At 72.7% G+C, this 20,589-nt stretch carries 26 protein-coding genes; 14 read left to right on the top strand and 12 right to left on the bottom strand.

Translation table 11 applies throughout. The features are described 5' to 3' along the window. Positions 1–37 precede the first annotated feature (37 nt). Both ACN26Y_RS13390 and ACN26Y_RS13385 read right to left on the bottom strand, forming a co-directional pair. The gene (locus ACN26Y_RS13390) at positions 38–1,384 is read right to left on the bottom strand and encodes a M16 family metallopeptidase (protein WP_155330602.1); all 1,347 of its coding nucleotides are present in this window, start codon (positions 1,382–1,384) and stop codon (positions 38–40) included. Beyond that, a complete protein-coding gene (locus ACN26Y_RS13385; protein ID WP_422734776.1) occupies positions 1,381–2,673 on the bottom strand; it encodes a M16 family metallopeptidase in 1,293 nt (430 codons plus the stop codon). The genes ACN26Y_RS13390 and ACN26Y_RS13385 overlap by 4 nt, the downstream gene beginning before the upstream one ends. Before the next feature lie 152 nt (positions 2,674–2,825). On the opposite strand from ACN26Y_RS13385, the gene ACN26Y_RS13380 reads away from it, so the two are divergent. Beyond that, the gene (locus ACN26Y_RS13380; protein ID WP_422734775.1) at positions 2,826–3,569 is read left to right on the top strand and encodes a phosphodiesterase; all 744 of its coding nucleotides are present in this window, start codon (positions 2,826–2,828) and stop codon (positions 3,567–3,569) included. Here ACN26Y_RS13380 and ACN26Y_RS13375 read toward each other — a convergent pair. Next, positions 3,544–3,759, bottom strand: a complete 216-nt coding sequence (locus ACN26Y_RS13375; RefSeq protein ID WP_422734773.1) for a hypothetical protein — start codon at positions 3,757–3,759, stop codon at positions 3,544–3,546. The genes ACN26Y_RS13380 and ACN26Y_RS13375 overlap by 26 nt on opposite strands. 95 nt (positions 3,760–3,854) lie before the next feature. Further along, positions 3,855–5,009: an alkaline phosphatase PhoX gene (locus ACN26Y_RS13370; RefSeq protein WP_155330598.1), complete on the bottom strand. Its 1,155-nt coding sequence runs from the start codon at positions 5,007–5,009 to the stop codon at positions 3,855–3,857. Between the two features lie 304 nt (positions 5,010–5,313). On the opposite strand from ACN26Y_RS13370, the gene ACN26Y_RS13365 reads away from it, so the two are divergent. From ACN26Y_RS13365 to ACN26Y_RS13355, 3 genes are all read left to right on the top strand, one after another. Beyond that, the gene (locus tag ACN26Y_RS13365; protein WP_422734772.1) at positions 5,314–6,411 is read left to right on the top strand and encodes a 3-deoxy-7-phosphoheptulonate synthase; all 1,098 of its coding nucleotides are present in this window, start codon (positions 5,314–5,316) and stop codon (positions 6,409–6,411) included. A gap of 145 nt (positions 6,412–6,556) precedes the next feature. Continuing rightward, entirely contained in the window at positions 6,557–6,802 is a 246-nt protein-coding gene (locus tag ACN26Y_RS13360; RefSeq protein WP_422734771.1) for a hypothetical protein, read from the top strand. A gap of 71 nt (positions 6,803–6,873) precedes the next feature. Beyond that, a complete protein-coding gene (locus ACN26Y_RS13355) occupies positions 6,874–7,071 on the top strand; it encodes a hypothetical protein (RefSeq protein WP_155330595.1) in 198 nt (65 codons plus the stop codon). 53 nt (positions 7,072–7,124) lie between these two features. On the opposite strand, the gene ACN26Y_RS13350 is transcribed toward ACN26Y_RS13355, so the two are convergent. From ACN26Y_RS13350 to ACN26Y_RS13340, 3 genes are read right to left on the bottom strand one after another with little or no spacing between them, the layout of a single operon-like run. Further along, entirely contained in the window at positions 7,125–7,655 is a 531-nt protein-coding gene (locus ACN26Y_RS13350) for a DUF1360 domain-containing protein (RefSeq protein ID WP_155330594.1), read from the bottom strand. Positions 7,656–7,688: 33 nt separating this feature from the next. Next, a complete protein-coding gene (locus tag ACN26Y_RS13345) occupies positions 7,689–8,009 on the bottom strand; it encodes a hypothetical protein (RefSeq protein WP_155330593.1) in 321 nt (106 codons plus the stop codon). Beyond that, complete coding sequence (locus ACN26Y_RS13340; protein WP_155330592.1) at positions 8,009–8,329, bottom strand: DUF6158 family protein; 321 nt, start codon at positions 8,327–8,329, stop codon at positions 8,009–8,011. Before ACN26Y_RS13340 ends, ACN26Y_RS13345 begins: the two co-directional genes overlap by 1 nt. A 123-nt stretch (positions 8,330–8,452) precedes the next feature. Between ACN26Y_RS13340 and ACN26Y_RS13335 the strand changes: the two genes are divergently transcribed. Both ACN26Y_RS13335 and ACN26Y_RS13330 read left to right on the top strand, forming a co-directional pair. Then, positions 8,453–8,878, top strand: coding sequence for a hypothetical protein (locus ACN26Y_RS13335; protein ID WP_155330591.1), 426 nt, complete (start codon positions 8,453–8,455; stop codon positions 8,876–8,878). A gap of 25 nt (positions 8,879–8,903) precedes the next feature. After that, entirely contained in the window at positions 8,904–9,242 is a 339-nt protein-coding gene (locus ACN26Y_RS13330; RefSeq protein WP_155330590.1) for a DUF3817 domain-containing protein, read from the top strand. Between the two features lie 6 nt (positions 9,243–9,248). On the opposite strand, the gene ACN26Y_RS13325 is transcribed toward ACN26Y_RS13330, so the two are convergent. Further along, positions 9,249–9,776, bottom strand: coding sequence for a DUF6232 family protein (locus ACN26Y_RS13325; protein ID WP_155330589.1), 528 nt, complete (start codon positions 9,774–9,776; stop codon positions 9,249–9,251). Between the two features lie 486 nt (positions 9,777–10,262). On the opposite strand from ACN26Y_RS13325, the gene ACN26Y_RS13320 reads away from it, so the two are divergent. Beyond that, a complete protein-coding gene (locus ACN26Y_RS13320; protein WP_155334067.1) occupies positions 10,263–11,234 on the top strand; it encodes a C40 family peptidase in 972 nt (323 codons plus the stop codon). Positions 11,235–11,384: 150 nt separating this feature from the next. Here the strand turns inward: ACN26Y_RS13320 and ACN26Y_RS13315 are convergent, their stop codons facing one another. The 3 genes from ACN26Y_RS13315 to ACN26Y_RS13305 form a co-directional block, all read right to left on the bottom strand. Beyond that, on the bottom strand, positions 11,385–12,374 hold the full coding sequence (locus ACN26Y_RS13315) for a sigma-70 family RNA polymerase sigma factor (RefSeq protein WP_196255847.1): 990 nt from the start codon (positions 12,372–12,374) through the stop codon (positions 11,385–11,387). Between the two features lie 416 nt (positions 12,375–12,790). Beyond that, positions 12,791–13,735, bottom strand: a complete 945-nt coding sequence (gene murQ, locus ACN26Y_RS13310; RefSeq protein WP_155330588.1) for an N-acetylmuramic acid 6-phosphate etherase — start codon at positions 13,733–13,735, stop codon at positions 12,791–12,793. Beyond that, positions 13,732–14,646, bottom strand: a complete 915-nt coding sequence (locus ACN26Y_RS13305; RefSeq protein WP_155330587.1) for a MurR/RpiR family transcriptional regulator — start codon at positions 14,644–14,646, stop codon at positions 13,732–13,734. Before ACN26Y_RS13305 ends, murQ begins: the two co-directional genes overlap by 4 nt. A gap of 307 nt (positions 14,647–14,953) precedes the next feature. Between ACN26Y_RS13305 and ACN26Y_RS13300 the strand changes: the two genes are divergently transcribed. Continuing rightward, positions 14,954–15,643, top strand: a complete 690-nt coding sequence (locus tag ACN26Y_RS13300) for an SDR family NAD(P)-dependent oxidoreductase (protein WP_155330586.1) — start codon at positions 14,954–14,956, stop codon at positions 15,641–15,643. Positions 15,644–15,650: 7 nt separating this feature from the next. On the opposite strand, the gene ACN26Y_RS13295 is transcribed toward ACN26Y_RS13300, so the two are convergent. Next, positions 15,651–16,367, bottom strand: coding sequence for a dTMP kinase (locus tag ACN26Y_RS13295; protein WP_422734770.1), 717 nt, complete (start codon positions 16,365–16,367; stop codon positions 15,651–15,653). Between the two features lie 157 nt (positions 16,368–16,524). On the opposite strand from ACN26Y_RS13295, the gene ACN26Y_RS13290 reads away from it, so the two are divergent. From ACN26Y_RS13290 to ACN26Y_RS13265, 6 genes are all read left to right on the top strand, one after another. Continuing rightward, complete coding sequence (locus ACN26Y_RS13290; protein ID WP_155330584.1) at positions 16,525–17,109, top strand: nucleotidyltransferase family protein; 585 nt, start codon at positions 16,525–16,527, stop codon at positions 17,107–17,109. Next, complete coding sequence (locus ACN26Y_RS13285; protein WP_155330583.1) at positions 17,106–17,381, top strand: hypothetical protein; 276 nt, start codon at positions 17,106–17,108, stop codon at positions 17,379–17,381. The genes ACN26Y_RS13290 and ACN26Y_RS13285 overlap by 4 nt, the downstream gene beginning before the upstream one ends. 10 nt (positions 17,382–17,391) lie before the next feature. Next, a complete protein-coding gene (locus tag ACN26Y_RS13280; protein WP_155330582.1) occupies positions 17,392–18,156 on the top strand; it encodes a metallophosphoesterase family protein in 765 nt (254 codons plus the stop codon). Between the two features lie 2 nt (positions 18,157–18,158). Then, on the top strand, positions 18,159–18,302 hold the full coding sequence (locus ACN26Y_RS13275) for a GPGG-motif small membrane protein (RefSeq protein ID WP_168215290.1): 144 nt from the start codon (positions 18,159–18,161) through the stop codon (positions 18,300–18,302). A 166-nt stretch (positions 18,303–18,468) separates the two neighbouring features. Continuing rightward, positions 18,469–18,963 (top strand): TspO/MBR family protein, encoded by a 495-nt coding sequence (locus tag ACN26Y_RS13270; protein ID WP_155330581.1) that lies wholly within the window; start codon positions 18,469–18,471, stop codon positions 18,961–18,963. Positions 18,964–19,194: 231 nt separating this feature from the next. Continuing rightward, the gene (locus ACN26Y_RS13265) at positions 19,195–20,547 is read left to right on the top strand and encodes an ABC transporter substrate-binding protein (protein ID WP_155330580.1); all 1,353 of its coding nucleotides are present in this window, start codon (positions 19,195–19,197) and stop codon (positions 20,545–20,547) included. Positions 20,548–20,589: the final 42 nt, after the last annotated feature.

Genomic DNA, 20,589 nt, shown 5'->3' with positions numbered 1-20,589 from the left:
GGGCGCGTGCGCAGCCGCGGCGTGGCGCTGCGTCCCCTCACGGGGCTGTCGTGACGATCTCCCCCAGACCGGTAGCCATGAGGTCGTCGCGGATGAGGGCCGCGTCGCCCTCGATCACCAGCGTCAGCGACCCGGGGTGGAGGTGGGTGGCGGCGGCGGCCGAGACCCGGTCGACGTCGGCGGCCAGCAGCTCCTCGCGCAGGCGGGCGTGGTAGTCGTCGGGCAGGTCGTGGACGACCAGGGTGGCCAGCGCCCCGGCGATCGCGCGCGGGGTCTGCAACTCGACCGAGAGCTGCCCGGCCCGCCAGGACCGTGCGACCGCGAGCTCCTCCTCGGTCACCCCGGTCTCCTGGGTACGGGTGATCTCACCGACCGCCTCGACCAGGGCGGGTGCGGTCACCGCCGTCTGCACCCCGGAGGCGACCGCGAACCGCCCGAACCGGCGGGACGCGGCGAAGTCCCCCCGGATGCCGTACGTGTAGCCGCGCACCTCGCGGATCAGGTGGTTCAGCCGGGAGGTGAACGCGCCGCCGAGCACGGTGCCGGCGAGGGTCGTCGGCACGTGGTCGGGGTGGGCGCGGTGCGGTGACGGGTGGCCGAGCCGCAGCGTCGACTGCACCGAGCCCGGCCGGTCGACGAGGACGATCCGGCGCCCGTCGCGCCGGGTCACCGGGATCGGTCCGCCCCGGTCCACCGGCCCGCCGCCGGTGCCGGCGAAGGCGGCCGCTCCGAGGACGTCCAGGTCGAGCCGGTCCAGGTCGCCGGCGACGACCAGGGTGCCCGGCCGGATGAACCACTCGGAGTGGAAGACCCGTACGTCCTCGACGTCCAGCGCCGCGACCGAGTCCGGGTCACCGTAGAGGGGGCGACCCCAACGGTTCCCGGCACCGAACAGGTCGGCCCGCAGCGCCGCGTCCGCCCGCGGGCCCGGGTTCGCCCAGTCCATGCGCAGCGCGGTGGCCTCGTCGTCGCGGACCCGCCGGACGTCGTCCGGGTCCAGCCGGGGGGTCCGCACCGCCTCGGCGAGCAGCTCCACCGCGGCGGGCAGCCGGTCGACCGGCACCTGCACGCTCACCTGGAACGAGTCCCAGTCCAGCCCGGTCACCAGCTCGGTGCCCAGCGCCTCGATGGCCAGGGCGTACGCGGTCGCGTCGCGCTGGGCCGTCCCCTCCTCCAGGGCCTTGGCGAGCACCCCGCCGAGCCCCTCCTTGCCGCCCGGTTCGCGCCCGGCGCCGGCGTCGAGCAGCAGCAGCGCGACGGCGAGGGTCTGCCCCGGCAGGTGCGCGGCGACCACCTGCCCACCGGCCACGGTGCGCCGGACCACCTGCGGGAACCGGTACGGGCGGGCGGCTCCCGCGCCGGGACGGGTGGTGATCAGCGTCATGAGGTCTCCTCGGACACGTAGGTCAGGGTCACCCGGTCGGGACCGGCGAGCACGTCGGCGGCCACCTCCGCGATCTGCTCGGCGGTCACCGCCAGCCAGGCCGGCAGCCGCTCCGCGGCCTTCCTCGGGTCGCCGAACTGGGTGGCGTACCGACCGAGCACGTCCGCCCGGCCCTCCACACTGGACATCTGCCGCCACCAGGCCGTGCTGAGCAGCGCCTTGGCGCGGTCCAGCTCGGCGGCGGTGACCGGCACGGAGGCCAGCTCGTCGACCACCTCGGCGAGCCCGGCGGTCAACCGCTCGGCGGTCACGCCGGGCCGGGCGGTGGCGGTGGCGATCAGCGGTGCCGGGGCGTGGGCCAGGTCCACCCCGTACGCCCCGACCAGGTCCGGCTGCGCGATCCGCTCACCCTCGGCGAGCCGCTGGTAGAGGCGGCTGCCCCGGCCGCTGCCGAGGACGGTGGCGAGCACGGTCACGACGTCGTACCCGGGGCTGCCGAAGGGGTGGGTGCGGTGCGCGACGTACACGCGGGGCGCGGGCACGTCGGTGACGACGCTCTCCACCGCCGGCACGCCGGGGGCCGGGACGTGCCGGCCGTCCGGCGCGGACGGGATCTCCGGCCGGGGCGGGATCGCGCCGAAGTACTTCTCGGCGAGGGCGTACACCTCGGCGGCGGAGGCGTCGCCGACCACGGTGAGCACCGCGTTGTTCGGGGCGTAGTAGGTCGCGTGGAACGCCTGGAACGTGGCGAGGCCGGCGGCGTTCAGGTCGGCCATCGAGCCGATCGTCGCGTGGTGGTACGGGTGCCCGGGCGGGTACAGCAGCGGCAGGAGTCGCAGCCACGCGTCGCCGTACGGGACGTTCTCGTAGCGCTGCCGCCGCTCGTTCTTCACCACGTCCCGCTGGTTGTCCAGCGTCTCCTGGGTGAGCGCCGGGATCAGCCCGCCCATCCGGTCGGCCTCCAGCCAGAGCGCCAGCTCCAGGTGCTCGGCGGGGACGGTCTCGAAGTAGTTGGTGCGGTCCGGGTTGGTGGTGGCGTTGAGCGACCCGCCGCAGCCCTGCACCAGCTTCATGTGCTCGGTCTTGGCGACGTTGACCGAGCCCTCGAACATCAGGTGCTCGAAGAGGTGGGCGAAGCCGGTCTGCCCCTCCGGCTCGTGGCGGGAGCCGACGTCGTACCAGAGGTTCACGGCCACGGCGGGGGCGGTGCGGTCCTCGCTCACCACCACGCGGAGGCCGTTGTCCAGTCGGGTCGTCTCGATGGGCCAGGGGTAACCGCTGTCGGGCATGGCACGACGCTATCCGATCTCGCGGGCGGAAACGCGACACGCCGGTGCGGGGGGCTCGGCCCGGTGTCGCCGGATCGGCGGTCTCGCCGGGGACGGCGGGCGGCGCGGTGGGCGGCAGGTATCGACGGCCGGCCGTCGGGTACCGGAGGGGCATGTCGCCTGCCGCCGCCCTGGACCGGGCCGCCCTCGTCGTGGACGGGCTCACCACCGCTCTGACCCGGCTGCGCCGGGCGCGGTTGCTGCATCCGCGGGGCCGCTCGTTCACCGGCGAGGTGACGGTCTGGGGGTTGCCGGGGCCGCCGACCGGGGTGCCGCTGTTGGACCGGCCCGGTCGGTACCCGGCGGTGGTGCGGCTCTCCAAGGGGGTGCCGACCCCGGACGGCTGGCCGGACGTGCTGGGGCTGGGGGTCCGCGTGCGGCACGGCGCCGACCGACCCTTCGACCTGCTGGTCAGCTCGGCCGGGGCGGCGCCGGTGCTGCGTCACGTCCCACTGCCCCGACGCCGGGTCGCCGGGACCTACACGACGGTCATGCCCTACCGGGCGGGGCGGCGGCGGCTGTTCCTAGCGGCGCTGGCCGATCCGGAGTCGGTGGACCTCGGTCGTGACCTGGCCGAGGTGACCGCCGCGCCCCGCTCGGACGCGCCCCGCCTGGTGCTCGCGGTGGCGTCGGCGGTCGGGCCGTGGCGGCCGTTCGGCCAGGTGAGCATCGGCACCCAGGTCGGTGCCCGGGAGGACGCCGCCCTCGCGTTCGATCCGATCGGGAACCTGCCGCCCGGGCTCCGGGCGGTCGGGCCGCTCGCCTGGCTGCGCCAGGTCACCTACCGCGCGTCCCAGCGGACGCGGGGGGCGGCGCCGACATCGGGGCGGGTCAGTCCGGGGGCTCGCTCGGGGTGACCGTCTGGTCGGAGGTGCGCTGCTTCAGCACGGTGTCGGGGGCGGCGTTCCGGTCGGCCTCGCGGATGTCCGACTCGGCGAGGATGGCGTCCGCCTGCGCGTCCGGGTTGTCGCTGCCGACGCTCGCCTCCTCCGGCAGCAGGTGCGCGCGGGACTCGATCCGCTCCTGGTCGCTTCGCTCGTCACTCATGCCGGCCCTCATACCCCCCGCCCACCCCGTGCACGCGTGAAAGGAAGGGCCCCTTGTTAACGCCTGGCGTAGCGAAAGGGACCCTTCCTAACAGCTCAGGAGCGGAACGGCCCGCGCACCTCGTACGTGATGCCGCCGGACGACGAGCCGGACGTGCCCCGCTGCGACGAGAAGTAGAACCGGGTGCCGTCGGGCGAGAACGCCGGGCCGCAGATCTCCGACGAGGACTGGCCGGTGATCCGCAGGAACGGGGCCACCACCTCGCTGGGCGTGATGATGTTGATCTCCATGTTGCCGCCGTCCTCGGCGACGAAGAGGTCACCGGAGCGGGAGCCGGTGATGTTGTCCACGCCGGTCAGCGGCGCGGTCCCGGAGACGAGCGAGTCGTCGTACGCGAGGTCGATGCGCTGGTTGACCGCGTCGTACGCCCAGACCCGGTTGTCGCCCTTGGTGGTGAACCAGCAGGTCCCGTCGGCGTACCAGCAGCCCTCGCCGCCGTTGAACTTCTTCGCCCCGGAGACCTGGTTGCGCGTGTACGTCGGTGAGCCGTCCGGGTCGGGTACCCGGGCCCAGGTCACCGGCCCGCTGGTGGCGGTGCCGGCCACCAGCACCTCCAGGGTGCCGCTGGAGAGGTTGCCCCAGGTGGTCGGGCGGAACCGGTAGAAGCAGCCGCTGCTCTCGTCCTCGGTCAGGTAGATCACCTGACGGTCCGGGTCGCAGGCGGCGGCCTCGTGCTTGAACTGGCCCATCGCGGCTCGCCGCACCGCGGCCGTGCCGCCCTGCGGGTACGTCTCGTACACGTAGCCGCGGCTGACCTCCTCGCAGGAGAGCCAGGTCCCCCACGGCGTCGCACCGCCCGCGCAGTTCTGCCGGGTGTTGGACAGGATCCGGTACGCCGAGGCGATGCTGCCGTCGGAGTTGAACCGCACCGCCGACGCACCACCCCCGGGGTTGATCTCGGAGTTGGAGACGTAGATCCAGCCGGTGCCGGCGGCGAAGCAGGCACCGCCGTCGGGTGCGTCGTGCCAGGTGTACGACGTGCCGGTGACGGCCTGCCGGGACCGGGCGATGATCCGGCTGGTGAAGCCCGCGGGCAGTTGGATGCCGCGGGCGTCGGCCGGCTGGAGCGGGCCGTAGGGGCTGGCGCCGGGCTGGGCCGGGGCGGCCATCGCGGCGCCGGCCCAGAGACTGCCGGAGAAGGCGGCGGCGCCGCCGGCGACGCCGGCGCGCAGGAGAGTACGACGGTCCATCGGGAACCTCCGTGGGAGCAGCGAGCGGTGGCGCTGAAGTTACCGCCCACTCCATCGACGGAGGTGAACGTGAGGCGAGGCTTTCCGGACGTCCGGGTGAGCCCTCGCCGTCGGATCGGGTACGCTGGCCGACGTGACGCGGTCGTATCGATGGTTTAGGCAGCCGGCTCGCCAGCCGGTGACCTCATCGTGATCTGACGTCACCGCACACGAGCCGGCCGGGCAGGAGCTTGAAGTTCCTGCCCTTTCGCGTACGAGCAGCCGGCTCGTCCCGGGCACCGGCCCCGGCACGGTCGGCGGAAGGATGCCCACCGTGACGACCCCGGAGACGGACCGGGTCAGCGATCAGCGGATCGACCGCGTGGTGCCGCTGACCACCCCGGCACTGTTGCACCACCACCTGCCCCTGGACGACGAGCTCGCCTCGGCCGTGCTCACCGGCCGACGCGCGGTCGGCCGGGTGCTGGACCGCGCCGACGACCGCCTGCTGGTGGTGGTCGGCCCGTGCTCGGTGCACGACCCGGCCGCCGCCCTCGAGTACGCTCACCGGCTCCGCGAGGTCGCCGAGCGGCTCGCCGACGACCTGCTCGTGGTGATGCGGGTGTACTTCGAGAAGCCGCGGTCGACGGTGGGCTGGAAGGGCCTCATCAACGACCCGGGGCTGGACGGTTCCGGCGACGTGAACACCGGCCTGCGGAAGGCCCGCGCGCTGCTGCTCGACGTGCTGCGGCTGGGGCTCCCGGTGGGCTGCGAGTTCCTCGACCCGATCACCCCGCAGTACATCGCCGACACGGTGGCGTGGGGTGCGATCGGCGCGCGTACGGTCGAGAGCCAGGTGCACCGGCAGCTCGCCTCCGGCCTGTCCATGCCGATCGGCATGAAGAACCGCCCGGACGGCAGCATCTCCACGGCGGTCGACGCCATCCGGGCGGCCGGCGTGCCGCACGTGTTCCCCGGCATCGACGTCTCGGGCACCCCGGCGATCATGCACACCCGGGGCAACGCGGACGGTCACCTGGTGCTGCGCGGCGGCGGCGGCCGGCCGAACTACGACGCCGGGTCGGTGGCGGGCGCGCTGGAGCTGCTGCGCGCTGCCGGGCTGCCCGAGCGCCTGGTCATCGACGCCAGCCACGCCAACAGCGGCAAGGACCACCGCAACCAGCCGCTGGTCGCCGCCGACGTGGCCGCCCAGCTCGCGGGCGGGCAGCGCGGCATCGTCGGCGTGATGCTGGAGAGCTTCCTGCTTTCGGGCCGCCAGGACCTGGACCCGACCCGCGAGCTGACCTACGGCCAGTCGATCACCGACGCCTGCATCGGCTGGGACACCACGTCGGAGGTCCTGCGGGACCTGGCGGTGGCGGTCCGTTCCCGCCGCCGCACCCCCGCCCCAACCGCGGCCTGACCGCCCCGCCTCCCCCGCGCGCCGCGCCGCGCCCTGTTGATCAAGAGGTTCTGGTCACTACACGCCGGACCTCAGCACGAAACCCTCTTGATCGACAAGGCCGGCGCGGCGGGCGGAGGCGTTTGGGGGCAACGGCGGCGGGTAGGTGGGCGGCGTGACCGATAACCCACCTGTGACCCAGGCCCCGGGGACCGAGTCGGCCGTCCGGCGCCTCGACGACCTGCTCGAGGACCTCTACCGCGGTCAGGAGCGGATCAGCCAGAGCGACATCCACCGGCGGGCCGTCGCCGCCGAGTTGCCGGCGGAGCTGCTCACCCGGATCTCCGCGCTGCCTCAGGGCGAGTACTCGGTCGACGAGGCGGCCGACCTCCTCGGCGGCTCGGTCACCTGACGCCACGGCCCGCTCCCCGTCGGCGGGACCGTACGGACCCCCACCCCCAGCTCGGCGCGAAGGAGAGCGACATGTCGCACCACGAGGAGCAGCACGAGAAGCTGGCGGCGCTCGGCCAACCGCCGGGCGGCCGGGACACGCTGCCGGAGCCGGACTTCGCCAACGAGCACGACCGCACGGCGGTCGACCGGGACATCATCACCGGCGACGAGGACGAAGAGGAGCACGAGGAGGAGTCGCCGCGTGGCTGGTCCGGCGAGGAGAGCTGACCGATACACGTGGACGGGGGCCGGCGCGCCGACGCCGGGCCCCCTTCCACGTCTCAGTCCTCGTCGTCGCCCTCGGCGGCCTGCTGGGCGACCGCGTACGCCATCTGGAGGAAGTCGGACGCCGCCACGGCGGTGAGCGCGGTGGCGACGAGGCGGGTCAGCCGGGGCGCCAGCACCAGCCCGCCGGTGAGCCCGGTCGCCACCCACACGGCGAGGCAGAACGGGCAGCTCAGCAGCTCCCCGACCGCGTGCCGGGTGCCGCTGCCCGAGTCGCGGACCTCCTCCATCACCTCGCCGCTGCCGATCGGCCGCTCGTACCGCGTGAACGGCGCCCGCAACGGGCTCGTCACCGCGTCCTTCGACAGCAGCCGGCTGAGCTTGTGCGTCGCGATGGACAGCAGCACCACGTCGGCGGGCGCCGGACGCTCCGGCACCGGCCGGCCGGCGCCCTTCACCACCGCCGCGATCGTCGCGGCCACCCCGGCGTAGGTGCCCATGGCCACGAGGTAGCCACCGAGCGGTCGGTGCTCGTGCGGCGCGTACGCCCGGCGTAGCCGCGCCACCTTCTCGTTCAGGTCGGTCACCGGTCTCCCTCCGTACTGGTTCCCCGCACCGGCTCAGCCGGCCTGGAGGTTGTCCGCCACCTCGCGGGCGAGGCTCTCCAGGGCCTCGTCGGCGAGCCGGTCGGCGGTGTCGTCACCGGTCACGTCGAGCCGGGTCCGGGCGCCACCGGCATCGGCCGGATCGACCCGGAGCTCGGCGGTCCACTCCCCCGCGGCCCGCCAGCGGGCCGTCAGCTCCTCCTCGCTGACGTGCTCGGCCGGCGTCCCGTCGCCGCGCAGCGGCTCGGGGAGCCACGCCGACGCCCGGTCCGGGTCGGTGGCCGTGTTGAACACCACCTCCGGCGGCGCCGACATGCCCCGCTCGGCGGACGCCATCAGGCGTCCCTCAGCCGGCTCGGGTCGACTTCCCGCCCCGGGTGCCGGGCCAGGTACTCGGTCTCCAGCTCGGCCGTGCGCCGCAGGTGGTTCGCGAGCGCCGAGTCGGTGGCGTGGCGCAGGGTGTCGAGCCGGGTGCGGTGCAGGCTGTGCATCTCGCGGATCAGGTCGTCGTCGCCGAGCTCAGCGGGGTCGATGCCGACCAGCTCACCGTCGGTGTCCACGTCGCCGCTGGCCATGTCGTGCACATGGTCCCCGTCCCACTCGGGCATCCGCTGCTCCGGGCTCGGAAATTCGTCCTGTCGTACGGATCCGGTCATCGTCGCCCCCCTGGTCTGGTTTGGGCTGGCGTCTAGACGGTTGCCCACACCGGGTGCCACCAAACCCGCCCCGACTACGACACCGCGTCGGAGACCGTCTCCGGCCCCGGTACCCTCGATGCCATGAAGCGGCTCTGGACCCCGGCGTGGATCGCGCGCCACGTGGCCATGGTCGTGCTGGTCGGGGCCTTCCTCGGCCTGGGCTGGTGGCAGCTCAGCCGCGCGGCCGGCGGCAACGCGATCAGCTGGGGCTACGCCGTGGAGTGGCCGGTCTTCGCCGGCTTCGTGGTCTTCGTGTGGTGGCGGGAGGTCCGGCACGCGTTGCGTGACCCGACCGGGCCGTCCGAGGAGCCGGCGGCCGCCGACCCGCGGCCGGCCGGGGAGTCCCCGGCCGCCGTGACGCGTCCAGCGGTACGCCGACCCGTGCGGGTCCCCCGCACCACGGTTCCCGTGCCCGGGGGCGAGGACGCCGACCTCGCCGCCTACAACCGCTACCTGCGATGGTTGACCGACAACCCGGGCGCCCGGCCCGGCGACTACCCCGGTTGAGGCCGGGTCGGAAGGACGGACGACGGTGGGCGCAGCCCTGACCCGGTACCGAGTGATCGCCTGGATCGTCGGCGTGGCGCTGATCCTGCTGGTGGTGATCGGCATGCCGCTGAAGTACGGCTTCGACAACCCGGTCGTGGTGGAGACGGTGGGCCAGGCCCACGGCTTCCTCTACATGGTCTACCTGGTGGCCACGTTCGACCTGGCCCGGCGGGCGGGCTGGCCGCTGAAGCGCATGATCCTCGTGATGCTGGCCGGTACCGTGCCGTTCGTCTCGTTCTTCGCGGAGCGACGGGTGAGCACCTGGGTGACCGAGCGCGTCGAGTCGACCCCTGAGCCGGTCGCCGGCGCGCCCACTTCCTGACTCGGGTCAGCGCACCGGCCGCCACGGGTCGGCGGAGGCGAGCGGGTCCTCCCAGCCGCCGTACCGGTTCATCTCCACGGCCCGGCGCAGCGCGCGGGTCACCTGTCCGAACTGCCGCTCGTCGTCGCTGGAGAAGAGCAGTTCGTCGGCGCCACGGCGCCGGCCCCACAGCTCGTACGCGGGCGGCCGCCAGCGGTCGCCCACGATCGCCAGCAGCACCGGCAGCAGGAACACCGCCCCCAGGATCAGGTAGGCCCCGGCGGTGAGCCGGTGCAGGCCGCCGGTGAAGCCCACGAGCAGCCCGACGCCGGTGACCATTCCGCCGGTGACGACGACGGCCCGGACGGCGACGCGGTCGTGCGGCCCGCGGGTGGTGTGCAGGTGGGTGAGTTCGGCCACCGGCCAGCTGCTGCGGCCGACGGTGAACCGGTCGACGGTGACGACGATCCCGGGCCGGGCGTAGAGCAGCGTGGAGCGCGGCCGGGCGGCGCCGGTGGGTGACTGCTTCGGTCGGGTGCTGGTGTTCGGGTCCACGGCTGTCCTCCCGCGGCTCGGGGGCCGGGTCGGGGTGACACCCGCCGTATGCGGTATTGCCCGTCGACGGGACTCCCGGCTCCGGGGCCCATTGTGTGGCCCCTCCGCCAGCAGCCGGATCGGATTTGCCGAGGCTGGCGTCGTTTCGGATGGTGGCCGCCGCCGGATACGAGCCGGCAAGTCCGTCTTATCCGGCATAGCGCGCCAGGCACCGACAGCATCCGCCGAGAACGACGAAGGCGACACATCCGGCTCACCGGACAAGCCGCTCGCAGCCGTCCCGCGCGCCAAGCACGTACCGTGACGACACTCATGTTCACTTGCTGCTGTTTCGCAACATTCGCCCCTGCTTCCACTGCGGACGACTCCTGCCCCGGGTTAGGTTGTCCGGGTTGGCCTGTCGACCGCCGTCCATCCGGACGGCACGGGCCGGCGCCACCGGGGCCTCAGCACACCCTGGTGGCGGTGGGAGAGGAGCTCACGCTCTTGTCGTCCATCCGGAACACGCTGCGCGCCCTCGCGGTCGCGGTGGTGTCGGCCGCGCTGGTCGCACCGGCCGTGCCCGCCCGGGCCGAACCGACCCCCGCCGAGTTGACCCGGCGGATCGAGAAGGCCTCCGCGGACCTGGAACGCGTCGTGGAGGCGTACAACGCCGTCAACGAGCAGATCAAGGCGAACGAGAAGACGGTGGCCCGATTACAGGACCGGATCGGGCCCCTGCAGGAGCAGGCCGAGCGGAGCCGCGCCGACGTCAGCGAGCTCGCCGTTACCGCGTACAAGACCGGCAACCTCGACACCGCGGCGGCGCTGCTGCGGCCGGGCGACGCCTCGTCGCTGGTGGACCGGTTGGCGACCGTCGGGCACCTCACCCGCGAGCGGCAGCAACGGATCGCCGCGTTCACCGACGACCAGCGCCGCCTGATCGAGGAGAAGACCCACCTGGACGTGACGCTGGAACGGCAGGCGGCACAGGCACGGGAGCTGACCAACGCCCGCAAGCGGATCGAGCGCGACCTGGCGTCGCTGTACGAGCTGCGCCGGCAGGCGTACGGGCGGGCCACCGAGGCTCCGGCGGCACGCCGGGACAGCGCCCAGCAGGCGCCGGCGATCGCCGGGTCCGCCGGTGTCGCGGTCCGCTACGCGTACGGTGCCCTGGGCAAGCCCTACCGGTGGGGCGCGGACGGCCCCGACGGGTACGACTGCTCGGGGCTGACCTCGGCGGCCTGGCGCTCGGCCGGGAAGTCGTTGCCGCACAACACCCGGATGCAGTGGGGTGCGGTGGCCCACATCGGTCGCGGCGACCTGCGCCCCGGCGACCTGGTCTTCTACAGCGGCCTGGGGCACGTCGCCCTGTACGTCGGCGGCGGTCAGATCATCGACGCGCCCAGTGCCGGCCGAAACGTGCTCAAGCGGGACATGAACATCATGTCGATCGTGGGCTACGGCCGGGTCCGCTGATCCCGTCCCGGTACGACGAACGGCCGGCGTCCCCCTATCGGACGCCGGCCGTTCCCCGTCATTCCTATCAGTTCACCTGGTCAGAAGCCTGTCGTCCCAACTAGGCGGCCTGGAGCCGCGCGGCCTCGGGCGGCCTGGAGCCGCCCGGCCTCAGGCGGCCTGGAGCCCCTCGGCCCGCGCCAGCTCGCGCAGCCGGCCGAGAGCCTGGATCTCCAGCTGCCGGATCCGCTCCCGGGAGAGCGAGAACCGCGAGGCCACCTCGGTGAGCGAGTGCTCCCGGCCGTCCTCGAGGCCGTACCGCGCCCGCATGATGCCGGCCGAACGGTCGTCGAGGTGGTTGAGCAGACCCTCGATGCGCTGCCGCTCCAGCCCGGTGAGGACGATCTCCTCCGGCGACGGCGCGTCGCTGTCGGCCACCAGGTCACCGAGGTTGGTGTCGCCGTCGTCGCCGACCGGCGTGTCCAGGGACACGGTGTCCTGCGACCAGCGCACCAGCTCGTTGACCCGCTCGACGGTGACGCCGAGCGCCGCCGCGATCTGCTCCGGCTCCGGGTCGCTGCCCAGCTCGCGGGTGAGCTGCCGGGCCACGTTGCGCATCCGGTTGACGTCCTCCACGAGGTGCACCGGCAGGCGTACGGTGCGCTCCTGCTGGGCGATCGCCCGGCTGATGGCCTGACGGATCCACCAGGTCGCGTAGGTGGAGAACTTGAAGCCGCGCTCGTAGTCGAACTTCTCGACGGCCCGGACCAGGCCGGTGTTGCCCTCCTGGATCAGGTCCAGCATGGGCATCCCGGAGCGGACGTACCGCCGGGCGATCGACACGACCAGCCGCAGGTTGGCCCGGATGAACAGGTCCTTGGCCCGATCACCCTCGGCGACCACCCGCTCGAGCTCCTCCCGCTCGACACCGGCCGGGACGCGGTCCTCGTCGAGCAGGTGCTCGGCGTACAGACCGGCCTCGATCGCCTTGGAGAGGTCGACCTCCGTGGCGGCGTCCAGCAGCGGCGTCCGGGAGATCTCGTGAAGGTAGACGCCGACCAGGTCGCGCTCCTCGGCGACCTCGTCGGTACGCATGCCGATGTTCTTGTCCACGTTGCCCACGGTCCCCTCGCTCGCGCCGGTTGCCCGGTTCCTTGCCATCCCCACGTCCGTCAGCTCCCTCCCCGTAACTTCCGCTGTGCCCATCGGTGCTGACACCTACACAACAGATGAGACGCGTCGGGGATTCCATGTCGTGAGTCGAAAGTGTCACGAATGCCTGATAATCAGCTGAGAGCGCGGTCCATGTTTGCTGTCAGCGCCCATGTGGCGGCTCTCCGGCGGGTACCACGTACGGGATGATGGATCGACGGTTCACCGTCCCCCTGCGGTCCATGGCAGCACTGCCCGGCCCAGGGGCACAGCGACCCGGGTCACCACCGAGCTGCGATCCTGGTCACTGCCAGATACGCGTCGGTGGACCGGTCGGTTCATCCACACCCGTGGTAATACCCCACGCCCCGATGAACAATCCGGGGGGTCGATCTATGCCCGGCGCCGCGCGGGCCGGCGTGGGCTCAGGACGCGAGCAGCGCGAGGGCGTCGCGGACGTGGTGCTCCGAGCGGGCGAGAGCGGCCCGTGCGGCGCTGACGCCGGCCCCGGACACGAGCGAGACCAGGGCGGTCTTCAGGTCACCGTCGGCCTCGTGCAGCGCCCGCCGGGAGATCTCCTCGCTGCACCCGGTGGCCTCCATCAGGATCGAGATCATCCGGCCCCGCAGCTTGGCGTTGGTGGCCACCATGTCGATCATGAGGTTCGAGTAGACCCGGCCCAGACGGACCATCACCGCCGTGGAGAAGGTGTTCAACACCAGCTTCTGCGCTGTGCCCGCCTTCATCCGGGTCGACCCGGTGACGACCTCGGGTCCGGTGTCCACCCCGATGAACACGTCGACCGACCGGGCGGCCTCGGCCTCCGGGTTCGCGCAGAGCAGCACCGTCGCGGCCCCCTTGGCCCGAGCCGCGGCCAGCGCACCCAGCACGTACGGGGTGCGCCCGCTCGCGGCGAGCCCGACCACGACGTCACCGGCGTCGACACATTCGGCCACCTCGGCCGCCCCGCCCCGGTCGTCGTCCTCGGCGTTCTCCACGGCGCGCCACATCGCCTCCGTCCCGCCGGCGAGGTGCGCGCAGAACCAGTGCCGCGGCGAGTTGAAGGTCGGTGCGAGTTCGGCCACGTCGAGGACGCCGAGGCGGCCCGAGGTGCCGGCGCCGAAGTAGTGCACCCGGTGGCCGGCACGCAGCGCGGCCACCGCCAGGTCCACGGTGGCGGCGATCTGGTCGAGGACCCCGGCGACCGCGGCCGGTACCCGCCGGTCGGCCTCGTTGATCACCGTGACGACGTCCCGGGTCGTCATCAGGTCCAGGTCGACACTGCGCGGGTTGCGTCGCTCGGTGGGCGCGCCGACCCGGATCGCCGGGGGTGCCGTATCGGTCACCTCGTCCGGCTCCACCGCGGTCATGCCCGCCTCCGGGCCGAGCCGACCCGGTGCGACTGGACCGCGTCGGCGGTCACCTCCAGCGCCTTGCGGGCCCGGGCCCGGTTGCGCGCCGCCACGCCGACGAACAGGCAGTCGACGACGGTGAGCTGTGCGAGCCGGCTGGCCATGGCACCCGAGCGGTACGTGGTCTCCCGCGCGGCGGTGGTCAGGACGAAGTCGGCGACATCGGTGATCGGCGAGCGGGGGAAGTTGGTCAGGGCCACCGTGGCCGCGCCGCGGGCACGGGCCTGCTCCAGCACCTCGATCACGTCCGACGTGGTGCCGGTGTGCGAGATGCCGACGGCGATGTCGCCCCGCCCGAGCAGCGCCGCCGACGTGAGGGCCGTGTGCACGTCCGGGAAGTAGAAGGCGGTCCGGCCGATGCGGTGCAGCTTCTGCTGGAAGTCGGAGGCGACGAAGCCGCTGGCGCCGGCGCCGTAGACGTCGATGCGGCCAGCGGCGGCGATCGCCTCGACGACCTGCTCGCAGACCGCGGGGTCCAGTTGCTCCGCCGTCTCCTCGACGGCACGGGCGTCGTTGAAGGCGATGGTGGCGATGATCTGCGCCAGGTCGGCTCCGGGCGGGATGTCACCGCCGACGACGCGGGCGTCCGGCGGCTCGACCCGGCGGGCGGCCTCGGCGGCGAGGCGGATCCGCAGCTGCGGGTAGCCGTCCATGCCGACCGAGCGGCAGAACCGGATGACGGTCGCCTCCGAGGTCTCGGCGGCGGTGGCGAGGTCGGTGATCGTCCGGCGTGCGGCGTCGGCCGGGTCGGCCACGACCAGCCGGGCGACCCGCTGTTCCGCGGGGGACAGCGACGGCAGGAGCCCGCTGATGTGGACGATCAGTCCACCGGGCTCGTGACTCGCAGAAATCTTCGGACTCTTCGCCACGGATGAAACTTACTTTCATGAGGCGTGAGCGTCAACCACCACCGCCCGTGTCGGGCGAAGTACCGCCGATCACGGGACGTCGCTCGTGGCCCAGCCTGCCACCTGCCCGGTGCCGGCGCCTCCGCCGGGCGGCCGGCCGGGGCTGCCGGACCGGCCGTGCGACCAGGCCCGGAGGACACCTCCTCCGGCCGACTGAGTGCGGCCGGCCCCCGGAGGCGTCGACCGGCGGGCCCCCGGACGCGTCGATACGACGGTACCGCCGGGGCCCGGCACCCGGGACCCCGGGCGCGGCACTAGCGTGTGGCACATGGCGGATCGGAGTGTGCTGATCACCGGAGGCACCGGCGGGCTCGGTGGGGCGGTCACCGCCGCCTTCGTCGAGGCGGGCTGGCGGGTGGTCGTACCGTCGCGGGCGAGCGCGCCGGAGCCGGCCCCGGCGGCCGGCGACGTGGTCCGGCTGACGGCGGACCTGGCCGACCCGGCGGACGTCCGGCACGCGGTCGAGGTCGCGGCCGGCGACGCGGCCGCGCCACTGCGCGCCGTGGTCAACCTCGTCGGCGGTTACGCGGCCGGTGGCCGGGTGCACGAGACCCCGGTGACGGAACTGGAGCGCATGCTCACCCTCAACCTGCGACCGACCTGGCTGGTCACCGGCGCCGCCCTGCCGCACCTGACAGCCGGCGGCGGCGCCGTGGTCTGCGTCTCGTCCCGTGCGGCGGTCGCCCCGTTCCGCGGAGCGGCGGCGTACGCCACCGCGAAGGCAGCCGTGCTCGCGTTCGCCAACGCGGTGGCGGTGGAGTACCGGGCGGACGGGGTGCGGTGCAACACCGTCCTGCCGAGCGTGATCGACACCCCGGCCAACCGGGCCGCCCAGCCGGACGCCGACCACTCCCGCTGGGTCACGCCGGCCGAGATCGCCCCCGTCGTCCGGTTCCTCGCCTCCCCCGAGTCGGCACCGACCAGCGGCGCGAGTGTGCCGGTGTACGGCCGCGCCTGAGCCGCCGTCAGGCCCGCAGCGGCACCGGCTCACCGTCGGCGGCGCGGGGCGGCACGGGATCCGCCGGGGCGACCGGCTTCGCCCGGCCGGCGGCGGCCAGCCAGGCGTCCAGGTGCCCCCGGATCTGCCGGGCCACCTCGTCGGCGGGGCGACCCGCGTCCACCAGGACGAACGTCGGGTACTCCGGCAGCGTCCGGTACGCGCGGTCGGCCGCCCTCAGGTAGGCCATGCTCTCGTGGTCGGTGCCGCGCCGCTCGATCCGCCGGTACGCCTCGGCCGGGTCCACCGACAGCAGGAACGTCACCTGGGGTCGGGGGAACATCCGGTAGCCGAGCCGGGCCAGCCGCTCCCAGCGCTGCCCGCCGTGCGCACGGATGCTCGCGTACTGGCAGACGGCGTACCGGTCCATCACCGCGATCCGGCCGGTCAGCAGGCGACTGAGCAGCGCGGTGACGATGGCGAGCCAGCGCAGCACGGACTCCGCGGCCAGCAGGCCGGTCCGTCCGAGCAGGCGCTGGGCGTCCGCACGCCCGAGCCGCTGCGCCACCCGGCCGAGGAACCGGCGGCCGCCGGCGTTGCGGTGGTAGGTGGCGGGGTGACCCACCGCGGTGAGCGCCTCGGCGAGCCGGTGCGCCTGGGTCGTCTTGCCCGAGCCGTCGATGCCGATCAGGGCGACGGCACGCAATCGGGCCCTACCGCGCCGCGCCACCTTCGATCTGGCCACCCTGCCCAGGTTATCCGACCCACGCTCGCCGCTCCGGCGATATGTCGTGTTTGGGAATGGTTGCTAGCTACCCGCGCGCCTGCCAGGTGTGGCCGACGGCCATGCCGGGTACCCGACTTCGAAGCCTTCCCCCTGACCACCACGACGGGAGATCCAGATGGCCGAGCGCGGGGACGAGACCCTGTTGCACACCTTGAAGAAGGTCGCCGCCGTGCTCAAGCAGGAAGACATCCCCTTCGCCCTCGGCGGCAGCTTCGCCGTGTACGCCCACGGCGGCCACTCGAGTGAGCACGACGTCGACTTCCTCATCCGCGAGGTGGACGTCGACCGCGCCCTGGAGTCCCTCGTGGCGGCCGGGTTCACCGCCGAGCGCCCGCCGGAAGACTGGCTGGTCAAGGTCTTCGACGACGGCCGCATGGTGGATCTCATCCACCGCCCCATCGAGACCCCGGTGACCGACGAGACGTTCGGCGACACCGTGATCCGCCCGGTCGACGCGATCCACATGCCGGTGCTCTCGGCGACCCAGTTGATGGTGCACAAGCTGCTCAGCTTCTCCCAGCACTACTGCGACTTCGCCCGCGGCCTGCCACTGGCCCGGTCCCTGCGGGAACAGATCGACTGGGAAGGGGTACGGAAGGAGACGCAGCACTCGCCGTACGCCGAGGCGTTCCTGGTGCTGCTGGACCGGCTGGAGGTGGTGCCGTACGCCGGCACCCCGGAGGGAGAGGGGACACCGTGACCGAGCATCGCGACGTCGCCACGGGACCACCCGACGAGTACGTGGAGGCGGAGATCCACCGGTTGCTCACCGAGGACCCCGCCGTCGCCGAGCAGGGGATCACCGTGGCCCGCAAGGAACGCGGTCTCGTGCTGTCCGGCGAGGTGGAGAGCCCGCACCGCCGCGAGGAGATCCTGCGCCGGGTGGCCGAGCGCTTCCCGGACGTGCCGATCACCAGCGACATCGGGGTGATCCGCGCGCAGGCGCCCACGCAGATCGAGCAACTGCCCTGAGGGAGGCACGATGGTGATCCGGATCGCCGCCGTGGGAGACGTGCATCTGGACGAGGACGTCGTCGGCCGCTTCCGGCCGGCCCTGGAGGAACTGTCCGACTGCGCCGACGCGCTGCTGCTCGCCGGGGACCTGACCCGGCACGGCACCGAGGCCGAAGCGCGGTGCGTGGCACAGGAGTTCGGTGGGCTGGGCGTGCCGGTGGTGACCGTGCTCGGCAACCACGACCACCAGTGCGACCAGGTGCCGCAGGTGGTCAAGGTACTGGAGGACGCCGGGATCACCGTGCTGGAGGGCACCGGCGTGGTCCTCGAGTGCGCGGGCGGGCGGCTCGGCATCGCCGGGGTGAAGGGGTTCGGCGGTGGGTTCGCCGGACGCTGCGCGAGCGACTTCGGGGAACCGGAGATGAAGGCGTTCGTCCGGACCACGACGGACAGCGCCGACGCGCTCGGTGCCGCCCTGCGCTCCCTCGACTGCGACGTGCTGGTGGCCCTCACCCACTACTCACCGGTTCCGGACACGCTGGCCGGCGAACCGCTGGAGATCTACCCGTTCCTCGGCTGCTACCAGTTGGGGCAGGCGATCGACTCGGCAGACACCGCACTGGCCCTGCACGGGCACGCGCACCACGGGACCGAGCGGGGAACGACGCCCGGCGGCGTACGGGTCCGCAACGTGGCGCACCCCGTCATCAAGCAGGCGTACAGCGTGTTCCACCTGGGTGACCATCTCGATCAGGGCGAGGTTTCCCGGATCGCTGCCTCGGGTACTCGATGACCATGGAGCTGATTCTCTGGATTCTCGCAGTCGTGCTTGTGGTCGCCGGCATCCTCGCGCTGTTCCGGCGGCAGATTCTCTGGGGCGTCGTCCTCATCATCGTCGGGCTGCTGGTCGGGCCGGGTGGTGTCAGCATCTTCAGCTGAGCCGGCGTCGGCCGCCGCGCGCGCCGGCCGACGCCGCCGACCGAGGGACCCGCCGGGGTCGTCGCGACCGGAAGCTCCGTCCTCCCGACAGGAGCAGGCCGGACGCGGCGACCCCGGCGTCGTCGGTTCGGGTTTCGCCCCTCTCCAGGACGGAAACATCTCGATGATGGAGATTTCTCGGAGCGACCGGCGCGCTGACGACGCCCGGCAGTGGTGGGTTCTGCTCGGCTTCGGCGCGGCCGTGTTCGTCGCCGCCGCGATCGGCGGTCTGGGCGTCCGCGGCACCGCCGCCGAGTACGCGAACCTCGACCAACCCTCCTGGGCCCCGCCGTCCGGGCTGTTCGGGCCGGTCTGGACGGTGCTCTACGCGATGATCGCCCTGGCCGGCTGGCTGGTCTGGCGCCGGGCCGGCTTCGGGCCGGCGCTCTGGGCCTGGACCGCCCAGCTCCTGCTCAACGCGATCTGGACCCCGCTGTTCTTCGGCGCGGGCCGGTACGGGCTGGCGTTCGCCGACCTCGTCCTGCTGTGGCTGACGATCGGCGTGACGGTCGCCCTCTTCTGGCCGGTCTCCCGGGCCGCCACGGCGCTGATGCTCCCGTACTGGGCCTGGGTGACCTTCGCCGGAGCCCTCAACCTCGCCATCTGGCAACTCAACAGCTGACGCCCGAAACCCCACCTCACTGCCGCCCGCGGTCGCCCGCCGACTGCGGGCGGCGGCGCGTCCGGCGACGCTCCGCCCCTGCACAATGGCCAAATCGTTACCGATCCGATCAACCTTTCACCGTTGCGCCACAACCCTGTAACGGATTGACTGACGGCCTCGAACTCCTCTGTCCGAGGCCGGCGGTGATCCCCCGGCCCGGGCGGCGCTTGACGAGAAAGGAAGGGCCCCATGCCATTTCGTGCCACGAAGTCGCGCCTCGCGGCTGCGTCGGCCGGCGTTCTCGGCCTCACGCTCACTCTCACCGCCTGCGGTGGCGGCTCCGACAACGACACCTCGGCGGACGCCCCGTCCGTCGACTGCGCGCAGTTCAGCCAGTACGGCGACCTGAAGGGCAAGACCGTCACCGTCTACGCCGGCATCGTCACCCCCGAGGACAAGGCGTACGTCGACTCGTACAAGCCGTTCGAGGAGTGCACCGGGGCCACGATCAAGTACGAGGGCGACAAGTCCTTCGAGACGCAGATCCTCGTCCGGGCCAAGGCCGGCAACCCGCCGGACATCGCGATCGTCCCGCAGCCCGGTCTGCTGGCGCAGCTGGTCGAGACCGGCCGGGTCAAGGCGGCACCGCCGGAGGTGGGCGCCAACGTCGACAAGTTCTGGGGCGCCGACTGGAAGTCGTACGGCACCGTGAACGGCACCTTCTACGCCGCGCCGTCCGGCGCGAGCATCAAGTCGCTGGTCTGGTACTCCCCCAAGGAGTTCAAGGACAACGGCTACCAGGTGCCGAAGACCCTGAACGAGTTGGTTCAGCTCTCCGACAAGATCGCCGCGACCGGCAAGAAGCCGTGGTGCGCCGGCATCTCCAGCGGTGAGGCCACCGGTTGGCCGATCACCGACTGGATGGAGGACATGATGCTCCGGCTCAACGGGCCGGAGACCTACGACAAGTGGGTCAAGCACGAGATCCCGTTCAACGGCCCCGAGTCGACCGCCGCGCTCGACGAGGTGGGCAAGTTCCTGAAGAACGACAAGTACGTCAACGGCGGTCTCGGCGACGTCAAGAGCATCGCGACGACGACGTTCCAGGACGCCGGGCAGCCGATCCTCGAGGGCACCTGCTCGCTGCACCGGCAGGCCAGCTTCTACGCGGCCAACTTCCCGGAGAACACGAAGGTCGCCGAGGACGGGGACGTCTTCGCCTTCTACCTGCCGGGCAAGGACGCCAACTCCAAGCCGCTGCTCGGTGGTGGCGAGTTCAACGTCGCCTTCGCCGACCGGCCTGAGGTCAAGGCGTTCCAGACGTACCTGTCCACCGACACGTGGGCGAACGTGAAGGCGCAGGTCTCGCAGGGCTGGGTGAGCGCCAACAAGGGCCTGGACGTCGCCAAGGTGAGCAACCCGATCGACAAGCTCGCCGCCGAACTCCTCCAGGACCCGAACTCGGTGTTCCGCTTCGACGGCTCGGACCAGATGCCGGGCGCGATCGGCTCGAACGCGTTCTGGAAGCAGTCCACGAGCTGGATCACCGGGCAGAGCACCAAGCAGACCGTCGACAACATCGAAGCCGCCTGGCCGAAGTGAGCTGACGGTCTCGGGGCCGGCCGGAGCGGACGCTCCGGCCGG

This window comes from Micromonospora sp. WMMD558 (genome assembly GCF_049315255.1).
Taxonomy (GTDB): domain Bacteria; phylum Actinomycetota; class Actinomycetes; order Mycobacteriales; family Micromonosporaceae; genus Micromonospora.
This window is presented reverse-complemented; position numbering and strand designations above follow the sequence as displayed.